31 protein-coding genes are annotated in these 26,637 nt (G+C 47.5%); 9 read left to right on the forward strand and 22 right to left on the reverse strand.

The features are described 5' to 3' along the window. Positions 1 to 19: 19 nt before the first annotated feature. Positions 20 to 550, reverse strand: coding sequence for a (Fe-S)-binding protein (locus BM056_RS13640; RefSeq protein WP_092471984.1), 531 nt, complete (start codon positions 548 to 550; stop codon positions 20 to 22). A 350-nt stretch (positions 551 to 900) separates the two neighbouring features. Between BM056_RS13640 and BM056_RS13645 the strand changes: the two genes are divergently transcribed. Then, a complete protein-coding gene (locus tag BM056_RS13645) occupies positions 901 to 1,305 on the forward strand; it encodes a (2Fe-2S)-binding protein (protein ID WP_092471985.1) in 405 nt (134 codons plus the stop codon). Positions 1,306 to 1,429: 124 nt separating this feature from the next. On the opposite strand, the gene BM056_RS27285 is transcribed toward BM056_RS13645, so the two are convergent. Then, positions 1,430 to 1,552: a hypothetical protein gene (locus BM056_RS27285; protein ID WP_274377549.1), complete on the reverse strand. Its 123-nt coding sequence runs from the start codon at positions 1,550 to 1,552 to the stop codon at positions 1,430 to 1,432. 208 nt (positions 1,553 to 1,760) lie between these two features. Between BM056_RS27285 and arsB the strand changes: the two genes are divergently transcribed. The 4 genes from arsB to BM056_RS13665 all read left to right on the forward strand — a co-directional run bounded on the left by arsB (position 1,761) and on the right by BM056_RS13665 (position 4,717). Further along, complete coding sequence (gene arsB / locus BM056_RS13650; RefSeq protein ID WP_092471986.1) at positions 1,761 to 2,825, forward strand: ACR3 family arsenite efflux transporter; 1,065 nt, start codon at positions 1,761 to 1,763, stop codon at positions 2,823 to 2,825. A 64-nt stretch (positions 2,826 to 2,889) separates the two neighbouring features. Further along, a complete protein-coding gene (locus tag BM056_RS13655; protein WP_092471987.1) occupies positions 2,890 to 3,255 on the forward strand; it encodes an ArsR/SmtB family transcription factor in 366 nt (121 codons plus the stop codon). A gap of 49 nt (positions 3,256 to 3,304) precedes the next feature. Continuing rightward, positions 3,305 to 4,021, forward strand: coding sequence for a metallophosphoesterase family protein (locus BM056_RS13660; protein WP_092471988.1), 717 nt, complete (start codon positions 3,305 to 3,307; stop codon positions 4,019 to 4,021). A gap of 3 nt (positions 4,022 to 4,024) precedes the next feature. Continuing rightward, positions 4,025 to 4,717, forward strand: a complete 693-nt coding sequence (locus BM056_RS13665; protein ID WP_092471989.1) for a CPBP family intramembrane glutamic endopeptidase — start codon at positions 4,025 to 4,027, stop codon at positions 4,715 to 4,717. A gap of 106 nt (positions 4,718 to 4,823) precedes the next feature. Here BM056_RS13665 and BM056_RS27290 read toward each other — a convergent pair whose 3' ends face one another. From BM056_RS27290 to BM056_RS13720, 13 genes are all read right to left on the reverse strand, one after another. Beyond that, entirely contained in the window at positions 4,824 to 4,952 is a 129-nt protein-coding gene (locus BM056_RS27290; RefSeq protein WP_274377550.1) for a hypothetical protein, read from the reverse strand. A 63-nt stretch (positions 4,953 to 5,015) separates the two neighbouring features. Continuing rightward, positions 5,016 to 5,216 carry a hypothetical protein gene (locus BM056_RS13670; protein WP_092471990.1) on the reverse strand — a complete coding sequence of 67 codons (201 nt, stop codon included), beginning with the start codon at positions 5,214 to 5,216 and terminating at the stop codon, positions 5,016 to 5,018. 99 nt (positions 5,217 to 5,315) lie between these two features. Further along, entirely contained in the window at positions 5,316 to 6,563 is a 1,248-nt protein-coding gene (locus BM056_RS13675) for a BaiN/RdsA family NAD(P)/FAD-dependent oxidoreductase (protein ID WP_092471991.1), read from the reverse strand. Positions 6,564 to 6,566: 3 nt separating this feature from the next. Beyond that, a complete protein-coding gene (locus tag BM056_RS13680) occupies positions 6,567 to 8,162 on the reverse strand; it encodes an NAD(P)/FAD-dependent oxidoreductase (protein ID WP_092471992.1) in 1,596 nt (531 codons plus the stop codon). 36 nt (positions 8,163 to 8,198) lie between these two features. Next, positions 8,199 to 8,342, reverse strand: coding sequence for a hypothetical protein (locus BM056_RS26255; protein ID WP_165613523.1), 144 nt, complete (start codon positions 8,340 to 8,342; stop codon positions 8,199 to 8,201). 19 nt (positions 8,343 to 8,361) lie between these two features. After that, a complete protein-coding gene (locus BM056_RS13685; protein WP_092471993.1) occupies positions 8,362 to 8,904 on the reverse strand; it encodes a cysteine hydrolase family protein in 543 nt (180 codons plus the stop codon). 114 nt (positions 8,905 to 9,018) lie between these two features. Then, complete coding sequence (locus BM056_RS13690) at positions 9,019 to 10,497, reverse strand: sodium:solute symporter family protein (RefSeq protein WP_092471994.1); 1,479 nt, start codon at positions 10,495 to 10,497, stop codon at positions 9,019 to 9,021. A gap of 3 nt (positions 10,498 to 10,500) precedes the next feature. Then, a complete protein-coding gene (locus BM056_RS13695; protein WP_092471995.1) occupies positions 10,501 to 10,683 on the reverse strand; it encodes a hypothetical protein in 183 nt (60 codons plus the stop codon). A gap of 390 nt (positions 10,684 to 11,073) precedes the next feature. Then, positions 11,074 to 11,919 (reverse strand): Mrp/NBP35 family ATP-binding protein, encoded by an 846-nt coding sequence (locus BM056_RS13700; RefSeq protein ID WP_092471996.1) that lies wholly within the window; start codon positions 11,917 to 11,919, stop codon positions 11,074 to 11,076. Between the two features lie 16 nt (positions 11,920 to 11,935). Further along, on the reverse strand, positions 11,936 to 12,793 hold the full coding sequence (locus BM056_RS13705) for an ATP-binding protein (protein ID WP_092471997.1): 858 nt from the start codon (positions 12,791 to 12,793) through the stop codon (positions 11,936 to 11,938). Further along, positions 12,771 to 13,637, reverse strand: coding sequence for a P-loop NTPase (locus tag BM056_RS13710; RefSeq protein WP_092471998.1), 867 nt, complete (start codon positions 13,635 to 13,637; stop codon positions 12,771 to 12,773). Before BM056_RS13710 ends, BM056_RS13705 begins: the two co-directional genes overlap by 23 nt. Continuing rightward, a complete protein-coding gene (locus tag BM056_RS13715; RefSeq protein WP_092471999.1) occupies positions 13,634 to 14,023 on the reverse strand; it encodes a NifB/NifX family molybdenum-iron cluster-binding protein in 390 nt (129 codons plus the stop codon). The genes BM056_RS13710 and BM056_RS13715 overlap by 4 nt, the downstream gene beginning before the upstream one ends. Beyond that, complete coding sequence (locus tag BM056_RS13720; RefSeq protein WP_092472000.1) at positions 14,024 to 14,323, reverse strand: hypothetical protein; 300 nt, start codon at positions 14,321 to 14,323, stop codon at positions 14,024 to 14,026. A gap of 393 nt (positions 14,324 to 14,716) precedes the next feature. Here BM056_RS13720 and BM056_RS13725 point away from each other — a divergent pair, with 393 nt between their 5' ends. Further along, entirely contained in the window at positions 14,717 to 15,919 is a 1,203-nt protein-coding gene (locus BM056_RS13725) for an MFS transporter (protein WP_092472001.1), read from the forward strand. Between the two features lie 45 nt (positions 15,920 to 15,964). Here the strand turns inward: BM056_RS13725 and BM056_RS26260 are convergent, their stop codons facing one another. Further along, entirely contained in the window at positions 15,965 to 16,123 is a 159-nt protein-coding gene (locus BM056_RS26260) for a hypothetical protein (protein WP_165613525.1), read from the reverse strand. Between the two features lie 315 nt (positions 16,124 to 16,438). Between BM056_RS26260 and BM056_RS13730 the strand changes: the two genes are divergently transcribed. Both BM056_RS13730 and pnpS read left to right on the forward strand, forming a co-directional pair. Beyond that, positions 16,439 to 17,134 (forward strand): response regulator transcription factor, encoded by a 696-nt coding sequence (locus BM056_RS13730; protein ID WP_092472002.1) that lies wholly within the window; start codon positions 16,439 to 16,441, stop codon positions 17,132 to 17,134. Positions 17,135 to 17,147: 13 nt separating this feature from the next. Then, on the forward strand, positions 17,148 to 18,923 hold the full coding sequence (pnpS, locus tag BM056_RS13735; RefSeq protein ID WP_092472003.1) for a two-component system histidine kinase PnpS: 1,776 nt from the start codon (positions 17,148 to 17,150) through the stop codon (positions 18,921 to 18,923). 127 nt (positions 18,924 to 19,050) lie between these two features. On the opposite strand, the gene phoU is transcribed toward pnpS, so the two are convergent. The 6 genes from phoU to pstB (BM056_RS13765) all read right to left on the reverse strand — a co-directional run bounded on the left by phoU (position 19,051) and on the right by pstB (BM056_RS13765) (position 24,248). Continuing rightward, entirely contained in the window at positions 19,051 to 19,710 is a 660-nt protein-coding gene (gene phoU / locus BM056_RS13740) for a phosphate signaling complex protein PhoU (protein ID WP_092472004.1), read from the reverse strand. A 15-nt stretch (positions 19,711 to 19,725) separates the two neighbouring features. After that, complete coding sequence (gene pstB / locus BM056_RS13745; RefSeq protein WP_435050966.1) at positions 19,726 to 20,502, reverse strand: phosphate ABC transporter ATP-binding protein PstB; 777 nt, start codon at positions 20,500 to 20,502, stop codon at positions 19,726 to 19,728. A 44-nt stretch (positions 20,503 to 20,546) separates the two neighbouring features. After that, positions 20,547 to 21,431, reverse strand: coding sequence for a phosphate ABC transporter permease PstA (pstA, locus tag BM056_RS13750; RefSeq protein ID WP_092472006.1), 885 nt, complete (start codon positions 21,429 to 21,431; stop codon positions 20,547 to 20,549). Continuing rightward, complete coding sequence (pstC, locus tag BM056_RS13755) at positions 21,431 to 22,318, reverse strand: phosphate ABC transporter permease subunit PstC (protein ID WP_092472007.1); 888 nt, start codon at positions 22,316 to 22,318, stop codon at positions 21,431 to 21,433. Before pstC ends, pstA begins: the two co-directional genes overlap by 1 nt. A gap of 121 nt (positions 22,319 to 22,439) precedes the next feature. Continuing rightward, positions 22,440 to 23,369, reverse strand: a complete 930-nt coding sequence (locus tag BM056_RS13760; RefSeq protein WP_092472008.1) for a phosphate ABC transporter substrate-binding protein — start codon at positions 23,367 to 23,369, stop codon at positions 22,440 to 22,442. Between the two features lie 123 nt (positions 23,370 to 23,492). After that, positions 23,493 to 24,248, reverse strand: coding sequence for a phosphate ABC transporter ATP-binding protein PstB (gene pstB / locus BM056_RS13765; protein ID WP_092472009.1), 756 nt, complete (start codon positions 24,246 to 24,248; stop codon positions 23,493 to 23,495). A gap of 790 nt (positions 24,249 to 25,038) precedes the next feature. Here pstB (BM056_RS13765) and BM056_RS13770 point away from each other — a divergent pair. Beyond that, positions 25,039 to 26,637, forward strand: a complete 1,599-nt coding sequence (locus tag BM056_RS13770) for a sensor domain-containing diguanylate cyclase/phosphohydrolase (RefSeq protein ID WP_092472010.1) — start codon at positions 25,039 to 25,041, stop codon at positions 26,635 to 26,637.

Below are 26,637 nucleotides of genomic sequence, written 5' to 3' on the forward strand. Positions count from 1 at the left end.
TTTTGGCTTCTCTCCGTGGCTAAACTGCTAACCCGGCTTCGGAGAACATACGGATCAATTCTTCCTTTTGTTTAATATTCTCATTTTGCTGCAGCGGCGCGCATTCCTCCAGGGTGGATTCCTGCTTAATTAAGCGCCCGGCAAAAGCCATGCAGCTTTTTTCCCCGCAATCGCCGCAGTTGGTCCAGGGCAGTAGTTTAAAAACGTCGAGCATTTTCAATTCCGTGCCCCGGCGGTAACTAGGTTCTATTTCACCACGCCTGGCCCAGGTGTCGGTCAGCAGGTGCCTGATGAATTCAACCAGGTTGCGCGCTTCCTGCTCACCGGTCATCCCACTGATGGTAAAATAATTAGGGTGCAGGGTAAAGGCTTTTCTTCCCTGGATGAAGCGCAAAAAAGGCGTGTCAGGGTGGTAAAAACAACTGCCCAGGTCCCCGTTAAGGTAGGGAAATATTTCTTTTATGTCAGTGTCAAGCTCCACAACGGCGTTAACCGTTGTGCGTGTGTGACACATCGGCCGCACCAACTTCATTTCATAACGGTCAAACATTTGCAAGCCCTCCTCATTAATATTTTTTAACGAAAATGACAATAGTCGCAAATGAATAAAAATGGAGTGTTTTTAAATTAATAAGTGCATTATTATTTAATTATAACTTCATTTAGGCAATAACCCAATAGGATAACTGCAATAGTTGACTCAATTATTAAATAAAATTATCATTATATAAATAAATTCTAATTTGAGGTTCAAAATGAATATCAGCGGTTATGCAATATATCTATTTCTAAATGCATTACAATGTCTACCCTAACCCAACGGAAGTACAGCTGTAATAATTAATTACCCGGACTCCAAGGCAAGATAAATATAATTCCAAGTCAGGAGTGGCAAATAAAATGACAATTTCAGTATGTGGTTTTAATGCGCTGGATAATACTAATGCACAGTGTCCTATCTGCAATACACCAGGAAAAAAAATAAGGCCGGAAACTCTATTGAGCTTGGTTAAAAGCGACCGGCTGCCGGCTGAACCGAACGGCTACAGCCTGTGTTTATCCCCTAAGTGTGACGTTATTTATTTCGGTGAACGGGTCTTTTTTAAAGATGATGTAAAGGTTAAGGTTTGGTTTAAAGAATCAGAACCGGATATACCGGTGTGTTATTGCCGAAGCGTGACGGCTAAAGACATATTTGAGCACATAGCCGTCAGGGGCTGCTGCAAAAATCTCGAAGACATTCAGGCACACACGGGGGCCAATACGGGCAAGGATTGCCTGACCCAAAACCCTGCGGGAACTTGATGTAAACCGGCAGTGCAATCGGTGATTGCCGTCGTGTTAAAAAAATAATGCGAAAAACGCGAGCCCACCGCTAATAATTTTCATTTCCCTCCTGCACCGATTGCAAGTTCCTGGACGGCTGCTCCTATGTGGATAACAACGACGGGGACTGCTGGGGCAACAGCCCGTCCTGCGCCTCCTGCGCCGGATGTCTCTGGTCCAGGCAGCTTATTGCCTGCCCGTAAAATTTATATAAAGCTATTGACATTAAAGGTGTTAGAGAATTATTATATAAGCAAACCTTTATATGCATTTAGCTACCGAAATGCATAAATCCATTTTTATATACAAAGAGTATGTGCACAAACTGAATGATAAAAAAGGGTAACAATAAAACCGCTGAAATGAATCATAACTTTATTTCTGGCCTAAAATATAAAAAAACTTTTATGTAATAACACAGGAGGTAAAATGATATGCCAGATTCAGTTACCGGTAAACTCAATTTTTTAGACCGTTATTTAACGCTATGGATTTTCCTGGCGATGGCAGTGGGGGTGGCGGGAGGTTACATCTACCCGCAAATTGCTGATTTCTGGGGGCGGTTCCAGGTGGGCACCACCAATATCCCCATTGCCGTCGGACTGATTATTATGATGTACCCGCCTCTGGCCAGGGTGAAGTATGAGGAAATCGGCAAAGTGTTTACCAACGGCAGGGTTGTGGGACTCAGCCTGGTGCAAAACTGGATTGTCGGCCCGCTGTTGATGTTCTTTTTGGCCATCATTTTCCTGCGGGCCTACCCGGAATATATGGCAGGCCTGATTCTTATCGGACTGGCCCGCTGCATCGCGATGGTTATTGTTTGGAACGGGCTGGCCAAAGGCGATTCAGAATATGCTGCCGCCCTGGTGGCATTAAACTCCATCTTCCAGGTGCTGTTTTTTTCAGTGTACGCTTACTTGTTCATCACCCTGATGCCGCGGTGGTTCGGCCTTACGTCTTTGGAGGTACACATTTCGATGGCGGAAGTGGCCAAGAGCGTGTTTATCTACCTCGGCATACCTTTTCTGGCGGGCATTATTACCAGGTTTACCTTAATACCGATGAAGGGCAAGGAATGGTATGACCAACAGTTGATGCCCAAAATCGGTCCTTTAACCTTAATAGCACTGCTGTTTACCATCCTGGTGATGTTCTCCCTGAAGGGCAATTATATTGTTACCCTGCCGCTGGATGTGCTCAGGATTGCCATACCGCTGGTCCTATATTTTTTAATCATGTTCCTTGTATCGTTCTTTATGAGCAATAAGATGGGGGTCAACTACGAGCAGGCCACAACCCTTTCCTTTACCGCCGCCAGCAATAACTTTGAGTTGGCCATCGCTGTGGCGGTGGCGGTGTTCGGGATCAATTCCGGCCAGGCTTTTGCCGCGGTAATCGGTCCGCTGATCGAAGTGCCGGTGATGATCTGGCTGGTCAATGTGGCACTTTCTTTTAAACGGAAATATTTTGCTCACAGGGTGCTGCCGACCAGATAAAATAAATAAGTAATAGCCGGGATGCTGCCGCTGTCTCCCGGCAGTACCTTGGGGAGGAAGAATAATGAAGGATGTATTGGGATTTTTAAAAACTTTAGCCGATGAAACCCGGTTAAAAATTATTATGATGTTATCCCGGCGGGATATGTGTGTCTGCGAAATCATGGATGAGCTGGGCATGTCTCAGCCTGCTGTTTCCCACCATCTGAGGCTGCTTAAGAAAAGCGGAATAGTACGTGATGACAAAGACGGGCGCTGGGTGTTTTATTCTTTAAATCAAAAAGCTTTTGCACAAGGGTTGGTATGCATCCATAATGATTTATTTGATCAAATACGCAACAACCTGGAAAACCGCCAGGCTAACCGGGATTACGGTGCCTGCCTGCGCATGGAAAAAGAAATGAACACCTGCCTCAAAGCGAAAAACTAGAAAGTTAATTTTATCCGGCCATGCGGGCCGGCGGTAGGGGGAATAAGTTATGCGAATTGCAGTATTTTCCGATATCCATGGCAACAAACATGCCCTGGAAGCAGTTTTGGCCGACATACAAAGTCGCGAGCCGGATCTGCTGGTCTGCCTGGGCGACCTGGTCGGGTACGGGGCTGATCCCGATGCGGTGGTGCAGGCTATTCGTGCCAGCGGCATTCCTACAGTTATGGGCAATTACGATGACGCTATCGCCAACCGGCGCCTGGTCTGCGGGTGTGACTACAAAGATGAAAAAGCACTGGAAGCGGGGGTGAAATCAATTTCCTGGACAATGGAACATACCAGGGAGGCAAGCAGGGAATTCTTGCTTACCCTGCCGGACAGGATCGTTAAAACAATCAACGGGCGCAGGGTGTTGTTCGTACATGGCAGCCCCCGCAAATTAAATGAATACCTTTACGAGGACGTGCCCGCCGCCGATATCATACCCATGCTGCGGGAAGCAAATGTCGACGTATTGGTGTGCGGCCATACCCACTTGCCTTACCACCGGGTTGCTGAAGACCGGCACATAATTAACGCCGGCAGCGCCGGTAAGCCTAAGCACGGCGATCCACAGGCGGTGTATGCGCTGATTGAATTAAGTAATGATATACGGGTGGAATTTATTAAAGTCCCCTATGATTATGAATCTGCCGCTCTGGCCGTAGAAAAGGCCGGGCTGCCTGCTGAATTCGCTGCTATTTTAAGGACGGGGATTGGTTAAAACATGAAATATATCGCCAATAAAGATTATTTTTATATCAAGTACCTGGGTTTGTTTTTTGTAAGTGCAGGAGCAGTAACCTTGCTGCTGACTATTCTAAAGGTATCTACTGCAACCTATCAACTGGTCACCGACCAGATTGCCCTGCTTGGCATTCTGCTGGTGGCCTGTGCCGGCAGGAAAAAGTACTTTTTAATTGATATCAAAAAAATTAATTGGCCGGTCCTGGCTTTTAGCCTGTTGCTTGGCCTGGCCATTTCCCTGATAACCCGCTGGCTGCAGATAAAACTGCTGGAATTAGGCTATATGGTTATGCCCGGCGCTAGCCAGATAACAATTGCCGATATGGTGGCAGTAAACACTGATTATTATGCTGTTTTAGTTTCTGTGATTTTATTAGGGCCATTAATGGAAGAGCTGCTTTTCCGGTTTATTGGTTTGGGCCTGGTTAATCAAACTGTCATAGACAATATAGAAAACCGCAGGTTCAGGATTTTGTTGTTTGTGTCCTGGTCGGTAGTTTTATCCAGCTTGTTTGCATTACTGCACCGTCCGGATTTATCCGCCTTCCCCTTTTATTTCGGCTCAAGTATAATCTATTGCCTGGTATTCAACAAATATGGTTTTTTTGCCTCTTTACTGGCTCATTCCGCCACCAACACCGGTTCCGCCCTGATGTTTTTATGGTCCTGGTAAAACGGGCAAATTCGCTGTGCCCGCATGACAAGAAGCACTGTGCCTACAATACAAAAGCGCTTTGGTCGTAATGACAAAAGCGCTGCACTTATATGGCTGTTGCTTGTTACTTGGCGGGCTTTATCAGAGCCCTTTCACAAAACGGGCAAAACCTTGGATCATCCCCTGCGTCAGCCCAAAAAGCAAGTCCGCAATCTTCACAAACGTATTTGGTCAGGTTGGCTTTGTCATCCACGCTAAAAACCTCCTTACACGTCTTAACTACATTTCTTAATTAATTTGACAGCATTAACCGGCATTAGTTCAACAGCAACGGTATTACTTCTATAATCGAATCACATTTGGTACATTTTACTTTCCGGCCGGGCGGCAGTTTTTCAAATGTGATTTCTGTTTCGCAAATAGGGCACTTAACCGCCGACTGGCCCAAACAATTCTTATATTCCTGAGCCCTGTCATCACTACCTCCACAGGCGGAGCAGCTTCCGCAACCAGACATGTGTCAATCTCCCCCTTATCTATTATAACTACTCACGTATTCATAAGTCAGTAGTCAGAATTCAGAATACCTCGAACCGTTTTTTTCTAACTACTGACTTCAGGTAGCCGCACTTTCACCGGCCACAAAACCGGAAGACCAGGCCCATTGCAGATTATACCCTCCGCAATCGCCGTCGATGTCCAGAATCTCACCGGCAAAATAAAGGCCCTGAACCAGCCTTGATTCCATGGTTTTATTATCTATTTCCTTGACGTCCACTCCGCCAGCCGTAACCTGTGCCTGCATCCAGGAATTGGTGCCGGTTACTTCAAATCGCCAGTCCTGCAAAATGTTTAGTATGGCGTTTCTTTCTCCGGCCGTTACCTGTCCCGCTTTCTTATTGATATCGCGCAGTCCGGCCTCTTTAAGCAGCACCGGCACCAGCCGCTTATTAATAAAGCCGACAAAGCTAAAGGGCAAGTCTTTATGCGCCTGCTGTTCCAGGCGTCTGATTAAAAAATCTGCCAATTCGTCTCTGGTCATGTAATCTATAATAATTAGTTTAAGCTGAACCTGTTCGCCTTTTTGCAGGTTTTCCCCAACCGTTCTGCTTAAGGTCAAAATAGGCGGCCCGGAGATGCCGTAATCGGTAAATAATATCTCTCCCCCGGCACGAGCAATAGATCTTTCCCCAACCAACACCTCGGCCTGGAAATCAAATTTAATCCCGGAGATCTGTTTGAGAAAATCCGACGCCAGGCGAAGCTGCACCAGGGCGGGAAACGGCTCCAGCACTTGGTGCCCCATTTTCCGGGCCAATAGATAGCCGCTGCCGTTGGAGCCCAGGTTTGGCGCCGCTTTCCCCCCGGTGGTCAATATCACCCTGTTGGCCTTGAAACGACTTCCATTACCCAGGTTTAGTATAAATTCGCCGTCGTTTTTGGAAATACCTTTTACCTCGGCCTCACAGATTACTTCCACGCCAAGCCGCTCTATTTCGTACCTCATTACATCCAGCACGCTGGACGCCTGATTGGAAACGGGAAAAACCTTGCCGCCGTCTTCAGCTTTCCAGGCTATGCCCAGTTGTTCAAAAAACTCCATCGTCCGGCTAAAATCAAAGCGCCCCAGGGGTGCATAAGCAAACTTGGCATTTTGGCCGTGGTAATGGTTAATGCCCAGGTCCAAATTACTCATATTACAGCGGCCGTTGCCCGTTGCCAAAATCTTTTTGCCCACCCTGTTCATCCGTTCCAGCATCGTGACCGCGGCGCCCCGGCGCCTGGCCGCTATGGCGGCCGTCAGGCCGGCGGCGCCGCCGCCCACCACGGCCACCCTGATAGGTCTGGTTTTGTTAGGCTTCATCGATCAACCACCAGGTTTATATTTTAGTGCTATGTACTCAGCCACCCGCATGCCGTCCACAGCCGATGAAATTATCCCTCCGGCATAACCCGGGCCCTCACCGGCCGGGTACAGCCCGGCAATATTAGACTGGCATTGTTCATCCCTTAATATTCTAACCGGGGACGAGCTTCTTGTTTCAACCCCGGTCAACACCGCATCCGGCAGGGCAAATCCCTTTAGCTTGCGATCAAAATACAGTATTGCTTCCTTTAAAGTATCTGTTACATAACCGGGCAGGCACCTGGTTAGGTCTGAGGGCACCACCCGGCGGGTATAAGTTGGCACCACCGCCCCGATGTCGGACGAAGGCCTGCCGGATAGGAAATCCCCTAGCAATTGGACCGGTGCGCCGTAATCTTGGCCACCCCCAATAAAAGCCTGGCTTTCCCATTTCCGCTGGAATTCAACCCCGGCCAGCGGGTGATCACTGCCGAAATCACCCGGGTTAACCCCAACCAGCAGTGCGCTGTTGGCATTTTTGCCGTCCCTGGCGTATTCGCTCATGCCGTTGGTGACCACATGGCCCTTTTCGGAAGCTGCCGCCACCACGGTTCCCCCGGGACACATGCAAAAAGTGTAGGCCGATCTGCCGGACGGAGCATGGTAGGCCAGCTTATATTCCGCCGGACCCAGTTTGGGATGCCCGGCAAAGCCTTTGTATTGCGCAGTGTCGATCAGTTCCTGGAGATGTTCAACCCTGACCCCGATGGAAAAAGACTTGGGGGTGATCGCCAGCCCCCTGTCATAAAGCATGGAAAAAGTGTCTCTGGCGCTGTGGCCGATGGCTAGAACCACAACTTGGGCTTTAATCTCTTCGCTGCCGTTAACGATCAAGCCCTTGATTCGATTATTACGGACTATCAAATCCGTTACTTTGCTGTTGAACCGTACTTCGCCGCCCAGGTCCTGAATTTTACGGCGGATGTTTTTGACTACCGTCCTTAGTATATCGGTGCCGATATGTGGTTTATAAGAATAAATAATATCCTCCGGGGCGCCGGCAGAAACCATTTCCCGGGTTACAAAGCCGCACCTTTTGTCCTTAATCAGTGTGGTCAGCTTACCGTCGGAAAAGGTCCCGGCCCCGCCTTCCCCAAACTGGACGTTGCAATCGGTATCCAGTTGGCCGGTCTGCCAGAAAGCCTGAACAGCACCGGCACGCGTGTCCACATCTGCGCCTCTTTCCAACAGCAGCGGCCTGTATCCCATCCGGGCCATGAGCAGCCCGGCAAAAAGCCCGGCGGGACCTGTTCCCACCACCACCGGGCGGCAGGCCAGATTCTCCTCACCCGCGCGGACATAGACATACTCTCGCTCAGGCGCCTCTATAACATCTTGGCCCGGTATTTTGAGGCTGACGGATTTCTCATTTTTCAGCTCCACATCAACGGTATATACAAAATAAATCATTTCGCTTTTCCTGGCGTCAATTGACTGCCGGAAAATTTCATACCGAATGATATCGTTTTCTTTAACTCTTAATTTTTTTGCTAATTTGGCCTTAATTAATGGCTGATCTTCATCCAGGGACAATTTAATCCCCGACACCCTGAGCATATCATCCCGTCCCTTTACAGTGTTGCTTATTATTTGTTACTTGTTCTTTTTGGCAAGTTCAGCCTGGTATGCTTTCCAGCCGGGGCACCATTTGGTGTGCCACCTCCACAACTTGCCAATAAGGGATCCCGGCTTTCTCTCCGCACGCTCCCTGAATTTACAGGACTCACAGCGAGCCATAATAGAACCCTCCGTCATACTATAATGACTCTAGTATTTCGTCTACATTTTTTATATCCGCACCGTAAACATCGACGAGATATTTCATCCCCATCTGATAATCCTCTTCCGTAAAGGCGTCGGTGGCATCACTGGGAACGATTATTTTATAGCCCCACTGAAAGGCGTCCGCCGTGGTATGCCGCACACACATGTGGCAGTGCAGGCCGGTGATAATCAGCGTATCCACACCCAGTTCGGTCAATATAAGCTGCAGGTCGGTCTGGAAAAAGCCGCTGTACCTCCTCTTGGGCACAATATAGTCACCGGGCTCCGGCTTTAGCTCTTCGATCACTTCCGCGCCTGCGGTACCGGCAATAGCGTGATCGCCCCAATGCTCAAGTTCTTTATCCATTCCTTTATAGTGGGCGTCATTGGAATAAATTACAGGAACACCTCTCGCCCGTGCGGTCTCAATTAGTTTTTTAAGCGGCGCTATAATTCTGGAAGACCTTTCGCATTTTAAACAGCCGGTAACAAAGTCGTTCAGCATGTCTACCACAATAACCGCTTTTTTAGACATAAGTTCCCCTCCCGTTTAGTATTCAAGGGTCATAGTCGAATTCCATGGTAAGAACATTATTCCGACTCAATTTTTTTATTCTGACTCCTGAATTCTGACTCCTAACTCCTGCATTTAGATAGCATTCTTTTCTTTTAACGCGCCGTTAATATACTCCATGAATTCTTCCGCTTTGGCCGCGGGCGGCTTTGTAAACCAGCTGACGACAATAAACAGCACTGTGGAAATAATCCCGCTCCAAACACCGGGTCCCCAGCCCAGCGGCTTGATGTTGGCAAATTGAAACAGCAAAGCGGCGGTGCCACCCGCCAGGATACTAACAACCACAGCAGCGGCAGTTCCCCTTTTCCAGAAAAACGCGCCGAATATAGCCGGCACGGTTACCAGCAGGCCGGCGGAGGAAGCCACTGACAGCACTGCGATCAAGCCAAGACGCATGGTGGCAAAAACAAACGCCCCCAGCGTAAAGAGAAACACAAAAATTTTGCCGGTTAAAAGCAGATTATTCTCTTCAACAGCAGGCATGATCTGCTTAATCACGTCCTGGGAGATCATCGAGGAAAGGGTCAGCACAATTGAGTTAATTGTTGATATGGCCGCGGCGGTAATCCCCACCATCACCAGCAGGGCTATTACCGGAGGTATAATGTTCATGGACAATAACGCCGGTGTGGCCAGATCGCCATTGGACAGGTCGGGCACCAACAAGCGCGCGGAAAAGCCCCAGAGCACTGAAATTAAGGTATATACAAAACCAAAGCATAAAAAACCCATCACCATAGTCCTCATGTGGGTTAGCGACCGGGGTATAAACAAGCGCTGACTGACCTGCGGGTTGGATAGGGAAAAGAAGAACCAGGGCAAACTAAGACCGAGAAAGGTATTAAAATTAAAAAAGCCGGGACCCGGGACGGAAAGCCAGCCAGGGTAATTTTTCTCCAACATGCTGAACATTGTCCCCGCGTCACCGAAAGCCCGGTGGATAATAAACACTACCGAAAGGGTGGAAACTGTTATCATAATCAAGGCCTGCAGGGAATCCGTCCAGGCCACAGCCCTCATCCCGCCCATAAAGGCCCAAACGACGGCAACCACAGTGGCAATGATTAAACCCGCCATAAACGGGATCGTACCTTTGGACATACCCTCCATCAAAGTTCCTATCCCGATAAGCTGCACCGCACTATAGGGGATCAAAAAAATTATTGAAGTTATGGCTGTGATCGCCTGAACCGCCCTACTCTGGTAACGGTCGCCCAGCAGTTCGGCAGGCGTGATATAGTTATATTTTTTACCCGCCAGCCAGAACCTTGGTCCAAAGAAAGCCACCAGCACCAGGCCCGATAAATAAATAAGCTCAAAGCCCCAGGCCCCCACGCCGCCAATGTAGGTAAACCCGGCCAGTCCCACCAGCATAAAGGCACTGTAGGTAGTAGCGCTGTAGGTAAGCGCGGCAACAATACCGTTAACTGTTCTGTTGGCCAGAAAAAAGTCGGCCATGCCCCGTCCCATTCCCCTGCGGGCATAAACGGCCACAATTGTTCCAAGAGCAAAATACAACCCAATAGCCAGGTAAATATAATATGAACTCAAAACTTATTCCCTCCATCTGGCGGTAATAATGCCGACGCTAATCATGGCGGCCAGCGCAAAAATTCCCCAGTACATGAAAGCACCGTATACATTCGAAATTCCGGACAAAAATTGGTATGGCACGATAAATGCCGATAACACTAAAACCAAGAACCACACTGCCCAGCCCGTTATTTTATTTCCCATTTTTCCACCTCCGGAATTCAAATTACGCAATAGCTTTATCTCGTTAACCGCCGCTAAGACTCCCGCCTTTACAGGCGGGGGTTAAGCGGCGATAAACTCGAAATAAGTGCGACTAAGGTTCGGGTGGGGGTCAAAACCCCACCTGAACCAAGTCTTCTTTATTATAACCAACGGCATAGCCTACTATTGCCAAACATGAAAATGGCTGTTCCAGAGCACAGCCTGTCTACAGCCATGGGGCCAGGATATTCCATAAATAAATAATATCACATCAAAGACATAAATCGATAAAAATCTGCTTTTAAAATTAAAAATCCGGGCTGAACAGTTTAAAACCCCTTCCAGATAGAAGGGGTTTTAATAGAGGGGGTTTTGCATAGCTTTTGGCTATTAACAGATACTGGCACCGGATTTTTTTAAGACCAAATGCTCTATGTCCTTAAACAGTTCCGCCCCGTAGTTCTCTACCTTACCGGCGTCGCAGAGCTCGGCCAGTTCAGGATCGACCGGCAATTTTTCCAGTAAGCGCAGGCCCATGGAGGTCGCCAGAGAAGCTGACTTGCTTTCTCCGAAAATTTTTATTTCCTTGCCGCAATCCGGGCAGCGCAGGTAACTCATATTTTCCACAAAGCCCAGCAGGGGGATATTCATGTGATTGGCCATGTTGACGGCTTTTCTGACCACCATGTTGGCCAGATCCTGAGGTGATGTTACTACCACGATCCCGTCCAGGGGCAGTGATTGCATAACGGTAAGGGGCACATCACCCGTACCGGGAGGAAGATCCACAACCATAAAATCAATTTTGCCCCAGGCTACGTCGGTCCAAAACTGTTTTACGGCACCGGCGATAATCGGCCCCCGCCAGATTACAGGCTGGTCTTCGTTTTCCAGCAGCAGGTTCAGCGACATGATTTTAATTCCTGAACTGGTCATCGCAGCGTAAAGCACATTTTCATCATGCAGCGGACGCGAGCTGATGCCGAACATTTTGGGAATGCTGGGTCCGGTGATATCAGCATCCAGAATCCCCACCCGGTACCCCCTGCGGGCCAGGCTTAATGCCAGCAGCGCCGAAACTGACGATTTTCCCACCCCGCCCTTGCCGCTCATTACGGCAATAACATGCTTGATTTCGGTATAATCGTTTTGGGGTAAAATATCAATGCCGCATTTGTCAGGTGTGCATCCCTCAGTTTTTTGATTACAGGAATCACATTTTTCGTTTTCCGCCATTTTTTTCTCTCCCTTTTTAGCTATTCAATACTCCCTCAACATTATGCCAGAGGGAAACAATATCCTCTACCGCGGAACTCATCATCTGAATAACCGGCTTTCTTTTCATCACTGCAGCCATAAAAGTAATATCATAGCCGATTTTGCCGATAACGGGAACATTCATATTCCGGCAGGCTTCTTCTATTATACTACTGTTCCGAAGATTAAGGTCCCACTTATTGATGCATACGGCAGTTTTTACATTAAAATGTTCTGTTAGCTTCAGCACTCTGTCCAGGTCATGAATGGATGAAATCGTAGGTTCAACTACTACGACGGCAAGATCCGTGCCCCCCAGCGAGGAAATCACCGGGCAACCAATACCCGGCGGGCCGTCGGTGATGATTAATTCCCGTCCTTCCCGCTGGGCCAGGTCACGCGCCTGACGGCGCACTTCGGCCACCAGCTTGCCGGAATTTTCCTGGGCTATTCCCAACCGGGCGTGTACAAACGGACCAAAGCGGGTCTCGGAGATATAATACTCTCCGGCGTGAGTCTCAACCAGACGTATAGCTTTTTCGGGGCAGGCATGGTAGCAAACCTGGCAGCCCTCGCACTCCATTTTATTAACAGAGCCATCCTTGATCGCCCCGTAGCGGCATAAATCTTCACAAATACCGCAACCGCTGCATTTTTCAGCATCAATTTCAACTTTGGGCATGCCCCAGAAATTATGCTTTGCTTTGATCTCCGGCAACAGTAATATATGAAGATTTGCGGCGTCAACATCACAGTCCGCCATGACGTGGTTGTGGGCCAAAACTGCAAAGGAAGCGGTAATGCTTGTCTTGCCGGTTCCGCCTTTACCGCTAATGACAGTTATCTCTTTCACTCTCAACCATCCCCCTGATATCCCGGAAAAGACGCCTAAAAGCATCCTCCCATTCCTTATCCAGGAATGTTAGAGGTATCCCTCTGGAATAAGCTCCGGCGATTTCACGGCTTAATGGTATCTTCATTAAAATACTAATACCATTATGTTGGCAATATTTATCAATGATGTCCCACCCTTCCCTGGCGCGGTTAACCAGTACTCCACACGGCACACCAAGTGCCCTGGCCATCTCGACGGCCAGCGCCAGGTCATTTAACCCAAAGGGGGTAGGCTCAGTAACCAAAAGACAAAAATCCGTACCCCGCACTGTGTGAACAGCAGGACATGAGGTCCCCGGAGGGGCGTCAATGATAGTGACGCCCCCATCCTGTTTCTTTTTTACTGCATCAACCAGAGGCGGGCTTAAGGGGACACCAATTTCCAACATGCCATGAGCAAAATTGAGTCCCTCTGCCGCCGACCCCACTTCAATGGTGCCGATTTTTTTAGGGATAAGGTTTACCGCCCCTTGAGGGCAAAAATAATTGCAGCCGCCACACCCGTGGCATAATTCGTGGAAAACCACTACGCTTTCACTGGCCACCAGCAGGGCATTAAATGCACACAGCTCAGCACATTTTCCACAATAGTCGCATTTTTCCCGGTTAATTTCCGGCACCTGGATATAAACATCTTCATTTTTTTGCATATCGGGCTTAATAAAAATATGCCCGTTTGGTTCCTCCACATCACAGTCCAAAAAAGTAACCTGATTATCGATGGATTGCAGCGCCAGGGCCATACCAACTGCTACCGTGGTTTTACCCGTTCCGCCTTTACCACTGGCCACTGAAATTATCATCTTCTCACCCGCGCCTGCGAACCCATACCGGAATGACTGGCGGAATTAGGTGAGGCTAGGGGCTGCATTTCACCTTTTAGATAGCTTTTCAAGCTTTGGGCAACTGTTCCAAAAACACCGGTATAAACAGCCAAACCGCCTGCCTGGATGGCGCTCATAGCCTTTGGTCCTACTCTGCCGGTAAGCACCACATCCACCTTGTGATTGATCAAAGTCTGAACGCTCTTAATTCCGGCCCCTTCGGCAGCGCTTAATGCGGCATCGTTTTTTAATACCTCCAACAGGTTCTCCGCTTCGTCGAATACTAAAAAATAATTGCAGCGGCCCAAGCGTTCTTCTGCCGGTTCCGCAGCCTCGTAACCGGTGGAGCTAACGGCAATTCTCATTTAAATCGACCTCCCACAATTCTGGCGCCCTCGGCCCTGGTTCATACCCCGGACCTTATTCATACCCCGGCCACCATTCATTCCACGGCCCATATTACCCATGCCGCTTCCAAAAATAAATGTATTATTTTGTTTTCCACCGGCAATGCCTTGATTGCCCGTGGCATTTAGAGCGCCGACGGAATGATCCCGGACCATCCTGCCGCCGCAATCAGGACAACTCATATCCCTGCAGCTCAAGCCTGTGCAACTGTCAACTGTGATACTTTTACCACAAGAAACGCACATAATTCTTCGCACAGTACTCCCTCCCAAGATTATGATCATCTGTTCATACTGATATAATATGCTTATTTTGAACCTATGTCAATAACCAGCCCTGTAAAATTTATTAGCTCGGATAGATCAACATGCCGCTGACGCGGCACAATAAAGAAAACTTGGTTCAGGTGGGGTTTTGACCCCACCTGAACCTTAGCCGCACTTATTTCGAGTTTATCGCCGCTAAGACTCCCGCCTGTAGAGGCGGGAGTCTTAGCGGCGGTTAACGAGATCAGAAAAAGATAAAGAGGTGTAGGGGCGGGCTGAGCTCGTAATAGCCAGTTCTTTTATAGAAACCATGGACTAAAAGTGTTAATATAATCTAAGTGTTAACCAATCTATGTTATTTAATATTAGGAAGGAAAAGAAAATATGAGCAGCGTTAAATTAACCGGCAGACGAAGAGACTTTTTTTTATTTTGCCTGGCAGGAGCATTTTTAGGCGTCTACACCGGCCTCTATGACCCGACTTTTAACAATTATATCGCTGATACATTTAACGTCAGCGAGACAACCCGGGGCGGGCTGGAGTTTTTCAGGGAATTGCCGGGCTTTCTTACTGTAATTCTAGCCGGTGCATTGCTTGCTCTGGCCGATATTAGAATTGGCATGGTTTCGTTAATCATTATGTCCCTGGGATTGTTCGGCCAGGGGTTCTTCGCCCCTACTCTGCACTGGTCAGTAGTCTGGATGCTAATGTGGAGCGCCGGAGCTCATCTCTTTACCCCCATTGCCAACAGTATCACGGTCAGCCTGTCAGATCCGGGAGAAGTCGGGCGCAAGCTGGGCAAGTGGAGCGCCGTCAACACAGCCGCATCTCTGATTGGCTACATCATTGTTTGGGGAGGCTTCCGCTACTTCCACCTTAACTACCGTTTTACCTTTGCCCTTGCTGCCCTTATGGCAATACTGGCGGTAATTTGCCTGTGGGGTATGAAGATAGAGAAAATCAAGCGGCCGGCTACGAAAATTATGTTCAAGAAAAAATATACTCTTTATTACGTGCTGAGCGTTCTTTTCGGTGCGCGCAAGCAGATATTCCTTACTTTTGGACCATGGGTTTTGATAAAAATATTTCACCAGCCGGTTACTACATTCGCTATACTGGGCATGATTGGAACCGCGCTGGGAATATTTTTTAAACCGGCACTGGGCATAGCAATCGACAAGCTTGGCGAGAAAACCATCATTATGCTGGAATCCGCCGCTCTGGTGGTGGTGTGCCTTGGTTACGGCTTTGCGAAAAATATTTTTCCGGCCGGTGTCGCCTTATTCATCGCTTATGCCTGTTTTATCGGCGACAACCTGCTGTTTGCCTGCCTGATGGCCAGGACCACTTACCTCAATAAAATCATTGAATCAAAAAGTGATTTGACCCCAACCTTATCCATGGGAGTAACCGTGGATCATGTAGTTTCCATGACCATCCCGTTTTTCGCCGGGCTGCTCTGGCAGTTTATGGGTTTCAGGTACGTTTTTTTGGTGGCGGCGCTGCTGGCACTGGTAAACCTGTGGGTGGCAACTTTGATCAAAACAGGATCGGAACAGCTTCAGCAACAAATGGCACGGGCATAAATGCCGGCGGGTGCGGGATCAGACCTCTGTTACTGGGGCGGTACTTTAGATATGCTCCTCTTTCTCATCCTTTTCCGCATTCAACGCCGCCAGGGGATTAGTATCCTCATCCTCTAAATTTTTTATTTTTTTCAACCCCGGACCCGGCCTGGTATCGGGCTGTGGCATTAAATCATTGGCATCATATGTTTTTTTGTTTTTCAAATGATTCACCCCACTGTTTAACATACCAATTCACCAGGAAAGTATACTCATTTGAGTACTCGCAAAATAGTTTAATTGCTTACTTTTAAAGGAAATACACGTTAAACGTCGTAATAAAACTCAAGGTTTAAAGTAGCGCAACGGGCAACAGAGTCGTCCATCCCCACAGCTAAATTGAAAGGGAGAAAATCCGGTGTTGGATATACAATTTAAAAGGAAATAATAAGGTGTGCAGGCACGCAGTTCGACCCTGCCCTGGTAAAACACTTTATAGAATATATCGAATAAAAAATGCTTTGTCGGAGGTTGGATTTAATGCCGCATACAGTATTGGTTGTTGATGATGAAAAGTCTATCGTCAGGCTGGTGACATTTAACCTGGGTAAAGAGGGTTTCCGAACTCTTGAAGCATATGACGGCAACGAAGCGCTGAATCAGATTGCTTTAGAACAGCCGGATTTGGTGATACTTGACTTAATGCTGCCCGGAATTGACGGTCTTGAAGTATGCCGGCGCGTGCGCCGGGAAGGGCTGCCGGTGGCAGTGATCATGTTAACCGCCAAGGACCAGGAGATAGATCGCGTGCTGGGACTGGAACTGGGAGCGGACGACTATATCACCAAGCCGTTCAGCCCCCGGGAGCTGGTGGCCCGGGTTAAGGCGGTTTTAAGGAGAACTTCGGCCCGTGAGGACCAAAGCCAGCCGGAAGAAGGAATCAAATTTGGAACGCTGACCATAGATTCGGAGCGATACGAGGTCAAGGTCAGCGGGCAGCAGGTTGAGCTTACCCCCAAAGAATTTGAACTGCTGGACTTTTTGGCCAGGAATGCAGGCAAGGTAATGACCAGGGACATTCTGCTCAACCATATTTGGGACTACACTTATGACGGAGATACCAGGATTGTAGATGTTCACATCAGCCACCTGCGCGAAAAAATTGAAGCCAACCCCAAAAATCCTGTTTACATTAAAACAGTGCGAGGTGTGGGCTATAAGTTCAAAGGGGAGTAGGTAACTGGTACTCATGATCTTTAAACGATTGCGCTGGAAATTAACAGTCTCATACATTGCCGTGGTTATTCTCTCCATGCTTATTCTGGGAACATATCTTTTAAATTCCCTGGAAAATTATTTTTATCAAAACCTCGAAAAGAGGCTGACGTCACAGGCTTTGCTTGCTTCTAAGCTTGTAGCTGAGGAAATCGGCATTTTAGATGCAAACGGCCTGGAACAACTGGCCGGGCAAATCAGTGAAGATGTCCAGGCCAGGGCAACCATCATCAATAGCAGGGGGCTCGTGCTGGGTGATTCAGAAAGAGATCCCACCAGCATGGAGAATCACCTAAACCGTCCTGAAATTCAGGCTGCCGGGCAAAAAGGCTCAGGGACCGCCATTCGCCATAGTAAAACCCTTAACACCGATATGATGTATGTCGCAGTACCGATAAAAGCACATGGCACCGAAGATGGTTATATGCGTTTAGCACTGCCCCTTACAGAAATAAAGCATGCTTTTTTTGGTTTATGGTCAGACGTGCTGAAGGCTATATTGATTGCAATGTTAATTGCTATTCCGGTGGGGCTCACGCTGGGTAAAAAAATAACCGGTCCGGTTGAACAGCTGATCGATTTTGCCAGGCAGATTGCCAGAGGCAATTATGACGGCAGGGTCAGGATCAGAAGCAGTGATGAAATTGGGAAACTGGCCATGACACTGGATGAAATGGCGGATACGATTAAAGAAAAAGTCCGGCTGATTTCGGAAGGTAAAAACAAGCTTGAAGCAGTTCTGGCCAACATGTCCAGCGGAGTTATTTTTATTGATAAATTGGGCCGGGTGGATCTGGTTAATCCGGCGGCGGAAAAGTTCCTGGCGTTCCTGATTAAAAGAGGTGCGGACATACCCCACGGCTCTTCGATAAGATACCCGGAATTATCATCCGCGATAAATGACGCACTGCAAAAAGGACAGGTTATTGAGCAGGAAGTAAAAATATTTATCCCGGAAGAGGCGATTCTGGAAGTGATTGTCTCACCGTTTCGCGACCAGTCGGGCGCTTTAAACGGCGTGGTTGCAGTATTGCACGACATCAGCCAGATCAGAAAACTGGAAAAAATTCGCACGGAATTTGTTGATAACGTGTCACATGAATTAAAAACACCGGTAACAGCTATCAAAGGTTTTACCGAAACATTGCTGGACGGGGCCATGTACCAGGAGGACACCTGCCGGGAATTCATCGAGATCATCGACAACGAGGCCGCGCGTTTAAGCCGCCTGGTGCACGACCTTTTAGATTTATCAAAAATAGAATCAAAACATGCGCAAATTAAAACCAATCCGGTGGATATCAACGAAATAGTCCGGGATACAGCCGCGAAGCTGCATGGACAAATCGACAGTTCCGGGCTTGAACTAAAGCTTGCGCTGCCCGGCCAACCGGTGGTGGCCGAAGTTAACAGCGACATGATCGACCAGGTGCTGATTAATCTAATCGATAATGCGATTAAATATACCTACGCCGGTGGCAGGATAGAAGTTGAAGTTTCAGAGGACGATCGAAACATTGTCGTCCGGGTTCGGGACAACGGTATCGGTATTCCCGCGGCAGATCTGGACAGAATTTTTGAAAGGTTTTACCGGGTGGATAAAACCAGGAGCAGGGCTATGGGTGGAACCGGCCTGGGACTGAGCATAGTAAAACACATAGTAGACCTGCACGGCGGAACAGTGGGGGTACATAGCACCCCCGGGGTGGGGTCGGAATTTTACTTTACATTACTAAAAAACGCGCGCTAAATCAGTTCCATTAGCGCGCGCGTTTTTATACTTTATTCCTTAGCCCTTGCCATATATATGGCAAGGTATACTTTCCTAAAGTGCTAATAAATCGTAGAGGCACCCCTGGCGGGTGCCCCACGATTTATTAGGATTCATTTAATTCTAACCTTTCCCCGGTGATCATGTAAATAATCCACTCGCTTAAATTAGTGGCGTGGTCGCCTATACGTTCCAGGTACCTGGCAATAAATAAAAAGTAGGTTGCTTGCTTGATGTTTTTGGAATCCTTGGTCATAAACTCCAGCAGCTCATTAAAAACCTTGGTATAGTAGTTATTAATTTCATGGTCATGCATGGCGGCCTTCAGAGCCATATCACGATCCTGATTGACATAAGCCGTCAGGTTTTCCCGGACCATTACCTGGGTTAGATCGGCCATAAGCGGGATATCTACCAGCGGCTTGATAAACGGTTCTTTACCTATTAATAGCACTATTTTAGCAATGTTGCAGGCGTAATCGCCCATCCTTTCCAGGTCGGTGTTGATTTTTAAAGCTGTGCCGATGAATCTGAGATCACGCGCCATGGGCTGCTGCAAAGCCAGCAGTGACAAACACCCGCGTTCTATATCCAGTTCCAGCCGGTCAATCTTTTCATCATCCATGACCACTTGTTCAGCCAGATCCAGATCCTGACGTTTTAAAGCGGCAATTGACAATTCAATTGCGTTGCCCACCATTTTGCCCATAAGCAAAATATCGTCTCTCAATTTATTAAGTTGTTCATGAAAAGACTCTCTTGCCATTTTTTTAGCTCCTTTTTAACCGAACCTGCCGGTGATATAATCTTCTGTACGCTTATCCCGGGGCGTGGTGAATATTGCATTAGTCTTATCGTATTCAATCATTTCACCGTTTAAAAAGAAACCAGTATAATCTGAGATCCGGGCAGCTTGCTGCATATTATGAGTAACTATTACAATAGTATAGTTGTTTTTTAGTTGGTGAATCAAGTCCTCAATTTTCGATGTGGAAATAGGATCCAGAGCTGATGCAGGTTCATCCATCAGTATCACTTCAGGGTCCACGGCCAGCACCCTGGCAATTACCAACCGCTGCTGCTGGCCTCCGGAGAGCCCCAGCGCGGACTTGTGCAGCCTGTCTTTAACTTCCTCCCACAGAGCTGCCGACCGGAGACTGTTTTCAACAATACTCCCCAGCTTTTCCTTGTTCTTGATGCCATGAATACGTGGCCCATAAGCTATATTATCAAATATATTCAGCGGAAACGGATTTGGTTTTTGGAAAACCATTCCTACCACCCGTCGCAGTTGCACCGGGTCTACATCCGGTCCATAGATATTCGTTCCGCCAAGCAGCACTTCTCCTTCTATTTTGGTGCCGTCAATAACATCATTCATGCGATTGAGAGTTCTAAGGTAGGTCGATTTTCCACAACCGGAGGGGCCGATTAAAGCGGTTACCTTATTTTTTTTAATTGGTATACTAACATCATAAAGAGCCTGAAAGTTTTTATAAAAAAGGTTAAGGTTTTTGGTTTCTATTTTGTTAGTCGATGCAAGCACAGCATTCACCACTTTCCTGTATCAAACACATTCGGTATTGGGTTTACCAGCATAGCTCAAGCCGCTGTAAGCCGCTTTTGAATCAACCGGCCCAACCAGCGGGCGCCAAAATTAAAAGATAATACCACTAATACCAGCATCGCCGCTGAACCGTCCGCAACTCGCCTTAAGTCAGGAATGAGGCCCTCCGAATTGACTTTCCAGATATGCACGGCCAGTGTTTCCGCCGGCCTAAACGGATTTAAAGGTGAAGTTTGGCTAAATATATTCCAATTGGTAAAATCCAGCGGAGGGCTGCTCATGCCGGCTGTATAAAGCAGGGCCGCCGCCTCACCGAATACCCGCCCCGAGGTAATGATAATACCGGTGATCAGGCTGGGAAAAGCGCAGGGCACAATGATGCGCCAGATAGTCTCCCAGTGGGTGGCGCCCAGTGCCAAACTGCCCTCCACCAATTCCCGGGAAACACCCCGAATGGATTCTTCACAAACCCGCACTAAAAACGGCAGGTTAAAAACCGTTAGAGCCAGCGCTCCGGACATGATGGAATAGCCCCACCCGGTGGCGTTTACGAAGACAAGCAAACCAAAAAGACCTACGACAATGGAAGGTAGAGAGGTAAGAGTTTCAATGGCGATCCGCACTCCCTCGGCCAGTTGGCTGCGCCCGGCGTATTCCGCCAGGTAGATGCCCGCCAGCAGGCCAATGGGAATAGATATGACCATAGTTAAAAATAAAATATAAAAGGAATTGAAAATTTGCGGCCCGATGCCCCCGCCGGCACGAATCGATTGAGGTGGTGAAGTAATAAACTGCCAGTCAATAGACTTTAAGCCGTGGTAAAAAATATATCCCAGCAGGGTCCCCAAAATTAACAGCACCAAACCGGCGCCGACCCAGAATGTAATTGTGGCCAGATTATCCTTTAACTTTGCATTCATTAGACCGCCCCCCTCCTCACCACAAACCGGATAATTAAAATAAAGAATAACGACATCAACAGCAGCAGCAATCCCATTGACCAAAGAGCATTGTTCCAGGTGGTGCCCTGAATAGTGGCCCCCATATCCATGGTTATGGCGCTGGTAAGAGTCATTATCGGGCTTAAAATAGAAGTAGGTATTGCCCGCGTATTGCCAATAACCATTTGCACCGCCAGGGCTTCACCGAAGGCCCTGGCCATGCCCAGCACCACCGCAGTTATCAGACCGGAACGGGCGGCAGGTATCATAGCCATGCGGATAGTCTGCCAGCGGGTGGCCCCCAGGGCATAAGAAGCGTGTTTCCATTCCACGGGCAGCGCCCGCAGGGTGTCCGTGGAAACACTGATAATGGTTGGCAGAATCATAACCGATAATACCAGGAAACCGGCCATCAAGCTAAAGCCCCCGCCTCCAAATACAGACCTGATCAAAGGCACCAGCAGGCTAAGGCCAATATAGCCGTAAACTACCGAGGGTATGCCGGCCAGCAGTTCAACCGCAGGCTGTAGTATCCGCTGGCCCCAGCCGGGAGCAATTTCCACAATAAACACCGCCACTATCACCCCCAGGGGCGCGCTTATACCTACCGACAATAAGGATACCGCTATTGAACCGATTATAAAAGCCAGTGAACCAACCTGGGGTCCCCCTTCTCCCGGCGGGCGATCCGGGCGCCATTGGTCGCTGAATAAAAACTCCCGCAGGCTTACTCCATGATTAATAAAGGTGGATAATCCTTTAGATCCGATATAATAAATGATGGACATGGTAAGAAGAATTACAAAAGCCGCACATAACATCGTCAGCCCGCGGCCGGCTCTGTCGTAAAATGATTTTTTATTCATTTAACTAACTCCTTTGATCTGTCTTTAATACGTAAAACAGGCGAGGTGATGTTGGGGTTTAGCCCTCACAACACCTCGCCGGAAATCACCGTTATCATCTTCTTACCAGTAACATGGCCATTTATTTATTAGTAATATTACCACTGGCATCACGATCAATTTTCATATCAGTGGAAGGAATATAGCCGAGATCAACCACCAGTGATTTTTGAACTTCATCGGATAACATATAATCGAGGAAGTCTTTGGCCAAACCGGTTGCCTCACCCTTGGTATACATATGTTCGTATGCCCATACCGGGTACTCACCTGTGGCTATGTTTTCTTCACTGGGTTCAACACCGTCCAATTTCAGAGTGGTAACACTGCCGTCCAGGTAAGACAGGGCCAAGTAGCCAATAGCACCGGGGGTTTCGCTGATGATTTTACGCACTGTGCCGGAAGAATCCTGCTCGATACCCTGGGCTTCTTCGGCGCCATTCAACGCATAGGCTTTAAAAGTAGCCCTGGTGCCGGAACTGCTGGGCCGGTTGACCAGCTGAACTTTTACGTCTGCTCCGCCCACGTCTTTCCAGTTAGTTATTTTGCCGGTGAAAATATCAATCAGCTGCTGCTGGGTTAAATTGTCCACTTTTACATCAGGATTAACCACCGCTGCCATGCCTACCACGCAAACCTTGTGGTCAACCAGCTGGGAAGCTTCCTCAGGGGTAAGCTTTTCTTCCGCAAACACGTCGGAGTTACCAATATCGCTGGCCCCGGACGCCACCTGGCTGAGACCTGTGCCGCTGCCGCCGCCCTGCACAACAACTTGCGCTTCGGGATTGCTGGCCATGAACTGTTTGGCTGCTTCTTCCACCAGGGGCTGCAGTGCTGATGAGCCCACCGCGGTAATGGAACCTGTAGAACCGCCGCCTTGCTGTTCCTGTTGTTCCTGTCCCTGGGACTGCTCGCCCTGCTGATCGGCTGTATTGCCTCCACAGCCCGCTGCGACAGCCATCAACAAAACGACACCAATCAATAAGCCTAAAACCTTGAATCTCCTCACCATTCTTACCTTGTCCTCCTTTTTTAATTGGATGCAATTAAATTTCACTAAAGCAAATATAGCAGACGCTTTTTAAGAGGGCTTGAAGGTTGTGTAAATAATGTAAAGATATCTTTAAAACTTTCTTTAGCCAAACCTGCCGGTGATATAATCTTCGGTTTGCTTTTTCCTGGGGGCCGTAAAGATGTTATTCGTAAGGTCATATTCAAGCATTTGGCCGTTTAAAAAGAATCCGGTGTAGTCGGATATCCTGGCCGCCTGCTGCATATTATGAGTAACTATAATAATGGTATATTGCGTTTTAAGCTGATGGATTAAATCCTCCAATTTGGAAGTCGATATCGGATCCAAAGCAGAGGCGGGCTCATCCATTAAAATAACTTCCGGATCTACTGCGAGCACCCTGGCTATGACCAATCTTTGTTGTTGGCCGCCTGAAAGGCCCAGGGCCGATTTATGCAACCGGTCCTTCACTTCATCCCAGAGAGCGGCAGACCGTAAGCCCTTTTCCACAATGTCGTCCAGCGCACTTCTGTTTTTTATGCCGTGGATACGGGGACCGTAAGCAATGTTATCATAAATCGACATGGGAAAGGGATTAGGTCTTTGAAATACCATCCCCACCTTTTTGCGTAAAGCCACCGGGTCGAGTCCCGATTCGTAGATATTAATGCCGTCAAGAAAAACTTCTCCCTCTATTTTTGTCCCGTCAATAACATCGTTCATGCGGTTTAAGGTTTTTAGGAAGGTGGATTTACCGCACCCCGAAGGCCCGATTAAAGCAGTAACTTTATTTTCAATAACCGGTAGCGTAACATCTTTAAGCGCCTGAAAGTTTTTATAAAACAATTTTAAATTTTTTGTTGCCATTTTATTGGCCATGTGATCACCTTTTCTCGTCTAATAACTGATTAATGAATAAATTTATCCTCCATTAAATACTCTAACAAAACAGTTTTAAAGAAAAGTAAACCGTTTGTTACTTTTGTAAAGGCAATATTTATATTCTGTTAAGTTAAATTAAAAACCGTTTTGCCAACCCTTTAAAGCTTGCAAAATAGAAGAAACCCTTTTCCCGTAAGAAAAGGGTTTCTATGTTATAAGCCCGTAATGACCTACGCTACAACCATTACGAATATCTGCGCAACCCATGACAACCTTTCGGCTGCCATGAACCGTTACGACACCCGCAATGATCTTTGCTCGACCATTATGGATATCTATAGAGCTTGCAACGATCTCTCGACCGCTGCAAACCCAATGTTAAATTATCAATACCCATAATGATCTTAGCTCGACCGGTAAACATCCCTTGTGACCGCGTTACAATCGTTCGGACTGTAAAACAGCCTGCCGGAACACTTACCGATCTTCCCGCCGGCTAATACCGAACCATTTTGATCCGGCATTAACCTTTGGCCGGCTATTACAGAGCCAGTGGAGACCCTGTAATAATCTTGGCTCGGCCATTACGAACCTTACGCTAAATAGTATGACCATAAAAACGTGAATTATAGCAGTAAATATCTACTGCGATGGAAACATACTCCGTAACGGCAAGCCGGTGGTTCATAAAATTGAGTGGACCACGCTCAATCTTTTAATATGCAACTAGGAATTATCCCAATTTCGGCGAATTTTAACGTTAGTTTGTAAAGAGGAGATATTTATTTTGAACAGGGTTTATCTTATTATCCTGCTGATTTTCGGAACACTGGTTGCGGGTTCGCATATTTCTATGCCAACCTTCACTGACCAGGCAACTTTAATCATATTTAAAATTCTTTTTGTTTTGATAGCTGCTATGCTTGTGGTTATAGCAATCCTATTGTCTAACATTGCAATGAGAAAAAAAGTTGAAAAGCAACTAACTTTTAATGAAGCCCTATTGCGACTGGCAACGGGTTCGTCCCCTTATGCCATGATTGTTTTAAACGAGCATACAGGTAATATTTTATACTTTAACCGGCAGTTTTGCAGAACCTGGAGCCTTGAACACGTAATAAACCAAGACGGTCCAATTCCCGAACAACTCACCGGCAACATAATCTCGCACTGCAATGCCCAAATAGCCAAGGACACGCCGGTATTTATAGAAACCGTAAGCAATCATAGTATAATCGAAGATGAAGTGATGCTACTGGACGGCAGATTACTACGAAGATTTTCAACGCCAATTTATAATGAACTAAAAAACTATTACGGCAGGTTTTACATTTTTGAAGACATCACTGAACAAAAACGCGAGCTGGAAGAGATTAGACACTTTAGTTTTCATGACAAAGTGACCAAACTTTATAACCGGGCCTATTTTGAAGAGCAGTTAAAGCGCCTGGATACAATCAGGCAGCTTCCGTTAAGCATAATTTTAGGTGACGCCAATGGCTTAAAATTGGTTAATGATACTTTTGGTCATAAAGTAGGGGACCAGTTGCTGGCAACGCTTGCCCAAATCCTCGTTAATTCCTGCCGGCAAGAAGATATTATCGCCCGCTGGGGCGGAGACGAATTCGCCATCCTGCTGCCTAAAACTACAGCCCGGGAAACCGAAAAAATATGCCGGCGCATAACAAAGGCTTGCAACGAGATACAGGACAGTCCCATACCGATCAGCATTGCCCTGGGACAGAGCACCAAGGAGCACCCGGAAACTGATATGCAAAGTGTAATTAAAGCCGCGGAGGACCGGATGTATCAATGTAAACTATCTGTAAGCAGAGCCGTTGGCAGCACATTTTTATCAACCCTGATAAAAACAATGAATGATAAAACATACGATACAGAAGACCACATTCAACGGCTCAAAGAGCTTGCTCTGCAAGTGGGCCAAAGCTTTAACCTGCCGCAAAATGAATTAAACAACCTCGTCCTCCTGGCCGAATTGCATGATATCGGCAACGTTGCATTGGATAATGAAGCATTAAATAAAACTTCCTCTTTATCTCCGGTGGAATGGCAATCAATCCAACGGCACCCGGAAATTGGCTGCCGGATTGTAAATATATTACCGGACATACCGCATATAGCAGAGGCAATTCTAGCTCATCACGAACAATGGGACGGCAAGGGATACCCCCGCGGCCTGAAGGGGGAAGAGATCCCTTATATTTCGCGCATACTGGCAATCATCCATGCTTACGACGTTATGACGCACGGCCGTCCTTATCAACAGAAAATGACCGGAGTAGAGGCCCTGGCTGAACTAAAGAAATGCGCAGGCACCCAATTTGACCCCGGTCTGGTTAATGCTTTTTTAAAAATCATAAATTAA

Origin of the sequence: Desulfotruncus arcticus DSM 17038 (assembly GCF_900113335.1) — a bacterium.
Classification (GTDB): domain Bacteria; phylum Bacillota; class Desulfotomaculia; order Desulfotomaculales; family Desulfallaceae; genus Desulfotruncus; species Desulfotruncus arcticus.

Excerpts from the sequence above, each read along its gene's own strand:
- BM056_RS13655 (WP_092471987.1), top strand. The coding sequence starts at position 2,890 with ATGAAGGATGTATTGGGATTTTTAAAAACTTTAGCCGATGAAACCCGG.
- BM056_RS13660 (WP_092471988.1), top strand. The coding sequence starts at position 3,305 with ATGCGAATTGCAGTATTTTCCGATATCCATGGCAACAAACATGCCCTG.
- BM056_RS13685 (WP_092471993.1), bottom strand. The coding sequence starts at position 8,904 with ATGTCTAAAAAAGCGGTTATTGTGGTAGACATGCTGAACGACTTTGTT.
- BM056_RS13645 (WP_092471985.1), top strand. The coding sequence starts at position 901 with ATGACAATTTCAGTATGTGGTTTTAATGCGCTGGATAATACTAATGCA.
- BM056_RS13700 (WP_092471996.1), bottom strand. The coding sequence starts at position 11,919 with ATGGCGGAAAACGAAAAATGTGATTCCTGTAATCAAAAAACTGAGGGA.
- BM056_RS13760 (WP_092472008.1), bottom strand. The coding sequence starts at position 23,369 with ATGGTGAGGAGATTCAAGGTTTTAGGCTTATTGATTGGTGTCGTTTTG.
- BM056_RS26255 (WP_165613523.1), bottom strand. The coding sequence starts at position 8,342 with ATGGCTCGCTGTGAGTCCTGTAAATTCAGGGAGCGTGCGGAGAGAAAG.
- BM056_RS13715 (WP_092471999.1), bottom strand. The coding sequence starts at position 14,023 with ATGAGAATTGCCGTTAGCTCCACCGGTTACGAGGCTGCGGAACCGGCA.
- BM056_RS13710 (WP_092471998.1), bottom strand. The coding sequence starts at position 13,637 with ATGATAATTTCAGTGGCCAGTGGTAAAGGCGGAACGGGTAAAACCACG.
- pstA (WP_092472006.1), bottom strand. The coding sequence starts at position 21,431 with ATGAATGCAAAGTTAAAGGATAATCTGGCCACAATTACATTCTGGGTC.
- BM056_RS13670 (WP_092471990.1), bottom strand. The coding sequence starts at position 5,216 with ATGTCTGGTTGCGGAAGCTGCTCCGCCTGTGGAGGTAGTGATGACAGG.
- arsB (WP_092471986.1), top strand. The coding sequence starts at position 1,761 with ATGCCAGATTCAGTTACCGGTAAACTCAATTTTTTAGACCGTTATTTA.
- BM056_RS13695 (WP_092471995.1), bottom strand. The coding sequence starts at position 10,683 with ATGGGAAATAAAATAACGGGCTGGGCAGTGTGGTTCTTGGTTTTAGTG.
- BM056_RS13680 (WP_092471992.1), bottom strand. The coding sequence starts at position 8,162 with ATGCTCAGGGTGTCGGGGATTAAATTGTCCCTGGATGAAGATCAGCCA.
- BM056_RS13730 (WP_092472002.1), top strand. The coding sequence starts at position 16,439 with ATGCCGCATACAGTATTGGTTGTTGATGATGAAAAGTCTATCGTCAGG.
- BM056_RS13640 (WP_092471984.1), bottom strand. The coding sequence starts at position 550 with ATGTTTGACCGTTATGAAATGAAGTTGGTGCGGCCGATGTGTCACACA.
- pstC (WP_092472007.1), bottom strand. The coding sequence starts at position 22,318 with ATGAATAAAAAATCATTTTACGACAGAGCCGGCCGCGGGCTGACGATG.
- pnpS (WP_092472003.1), top strand. The coding sequence starts at position 17,148 with ATGATCTTTAAACGATTGCGCTGGAAATTAACAGTCTCATACATTGCC.
- BM056_RS13725 (WP_092472001.1), top strand. The coding sequence starts at position 14,717 with ATGAGCAGCGTTAAATTAACCGGCAGACGAAGAGACTTTTTTTTATTT.
- BM056_RS27285 (WP_274377549.1), bottom strand. The coding sequence starts at position 1,552 with ATGTCAATAGCTTTATATAAATTTTACGGGCAGGCAATAAGCTGCCTG.
- BM056_RS13665 (WP_092471989.1), top strand. The coding sequence starts at position 4,025 with ATGAAATATATCGCCAATAAAGATTATTTTTATATCAAGTACCTGGGT.
- phoU (WP_092472004.1), bottom strand. The coding sequence starts at position 19,710 with ATGGCAAGAGAGTCTTTTCATGAACAACTTAATAAATTGAGAGACGAT.
- BM056_RS13675 (WP_092471991.1), bottom strand. The coding sequence starts at position 6,563 with ATGAAGCCTAACAAAACCAGACCTATCAGGGTGGCCGTGGTGGGCGGC.
- pstB (WP_092472009.1), bottom strand. The coding sequence starts at position 24,248 with ATGGCCAATAAAATGGCAACAAAAAATTTAAAATTGTTTTATAAAAAC.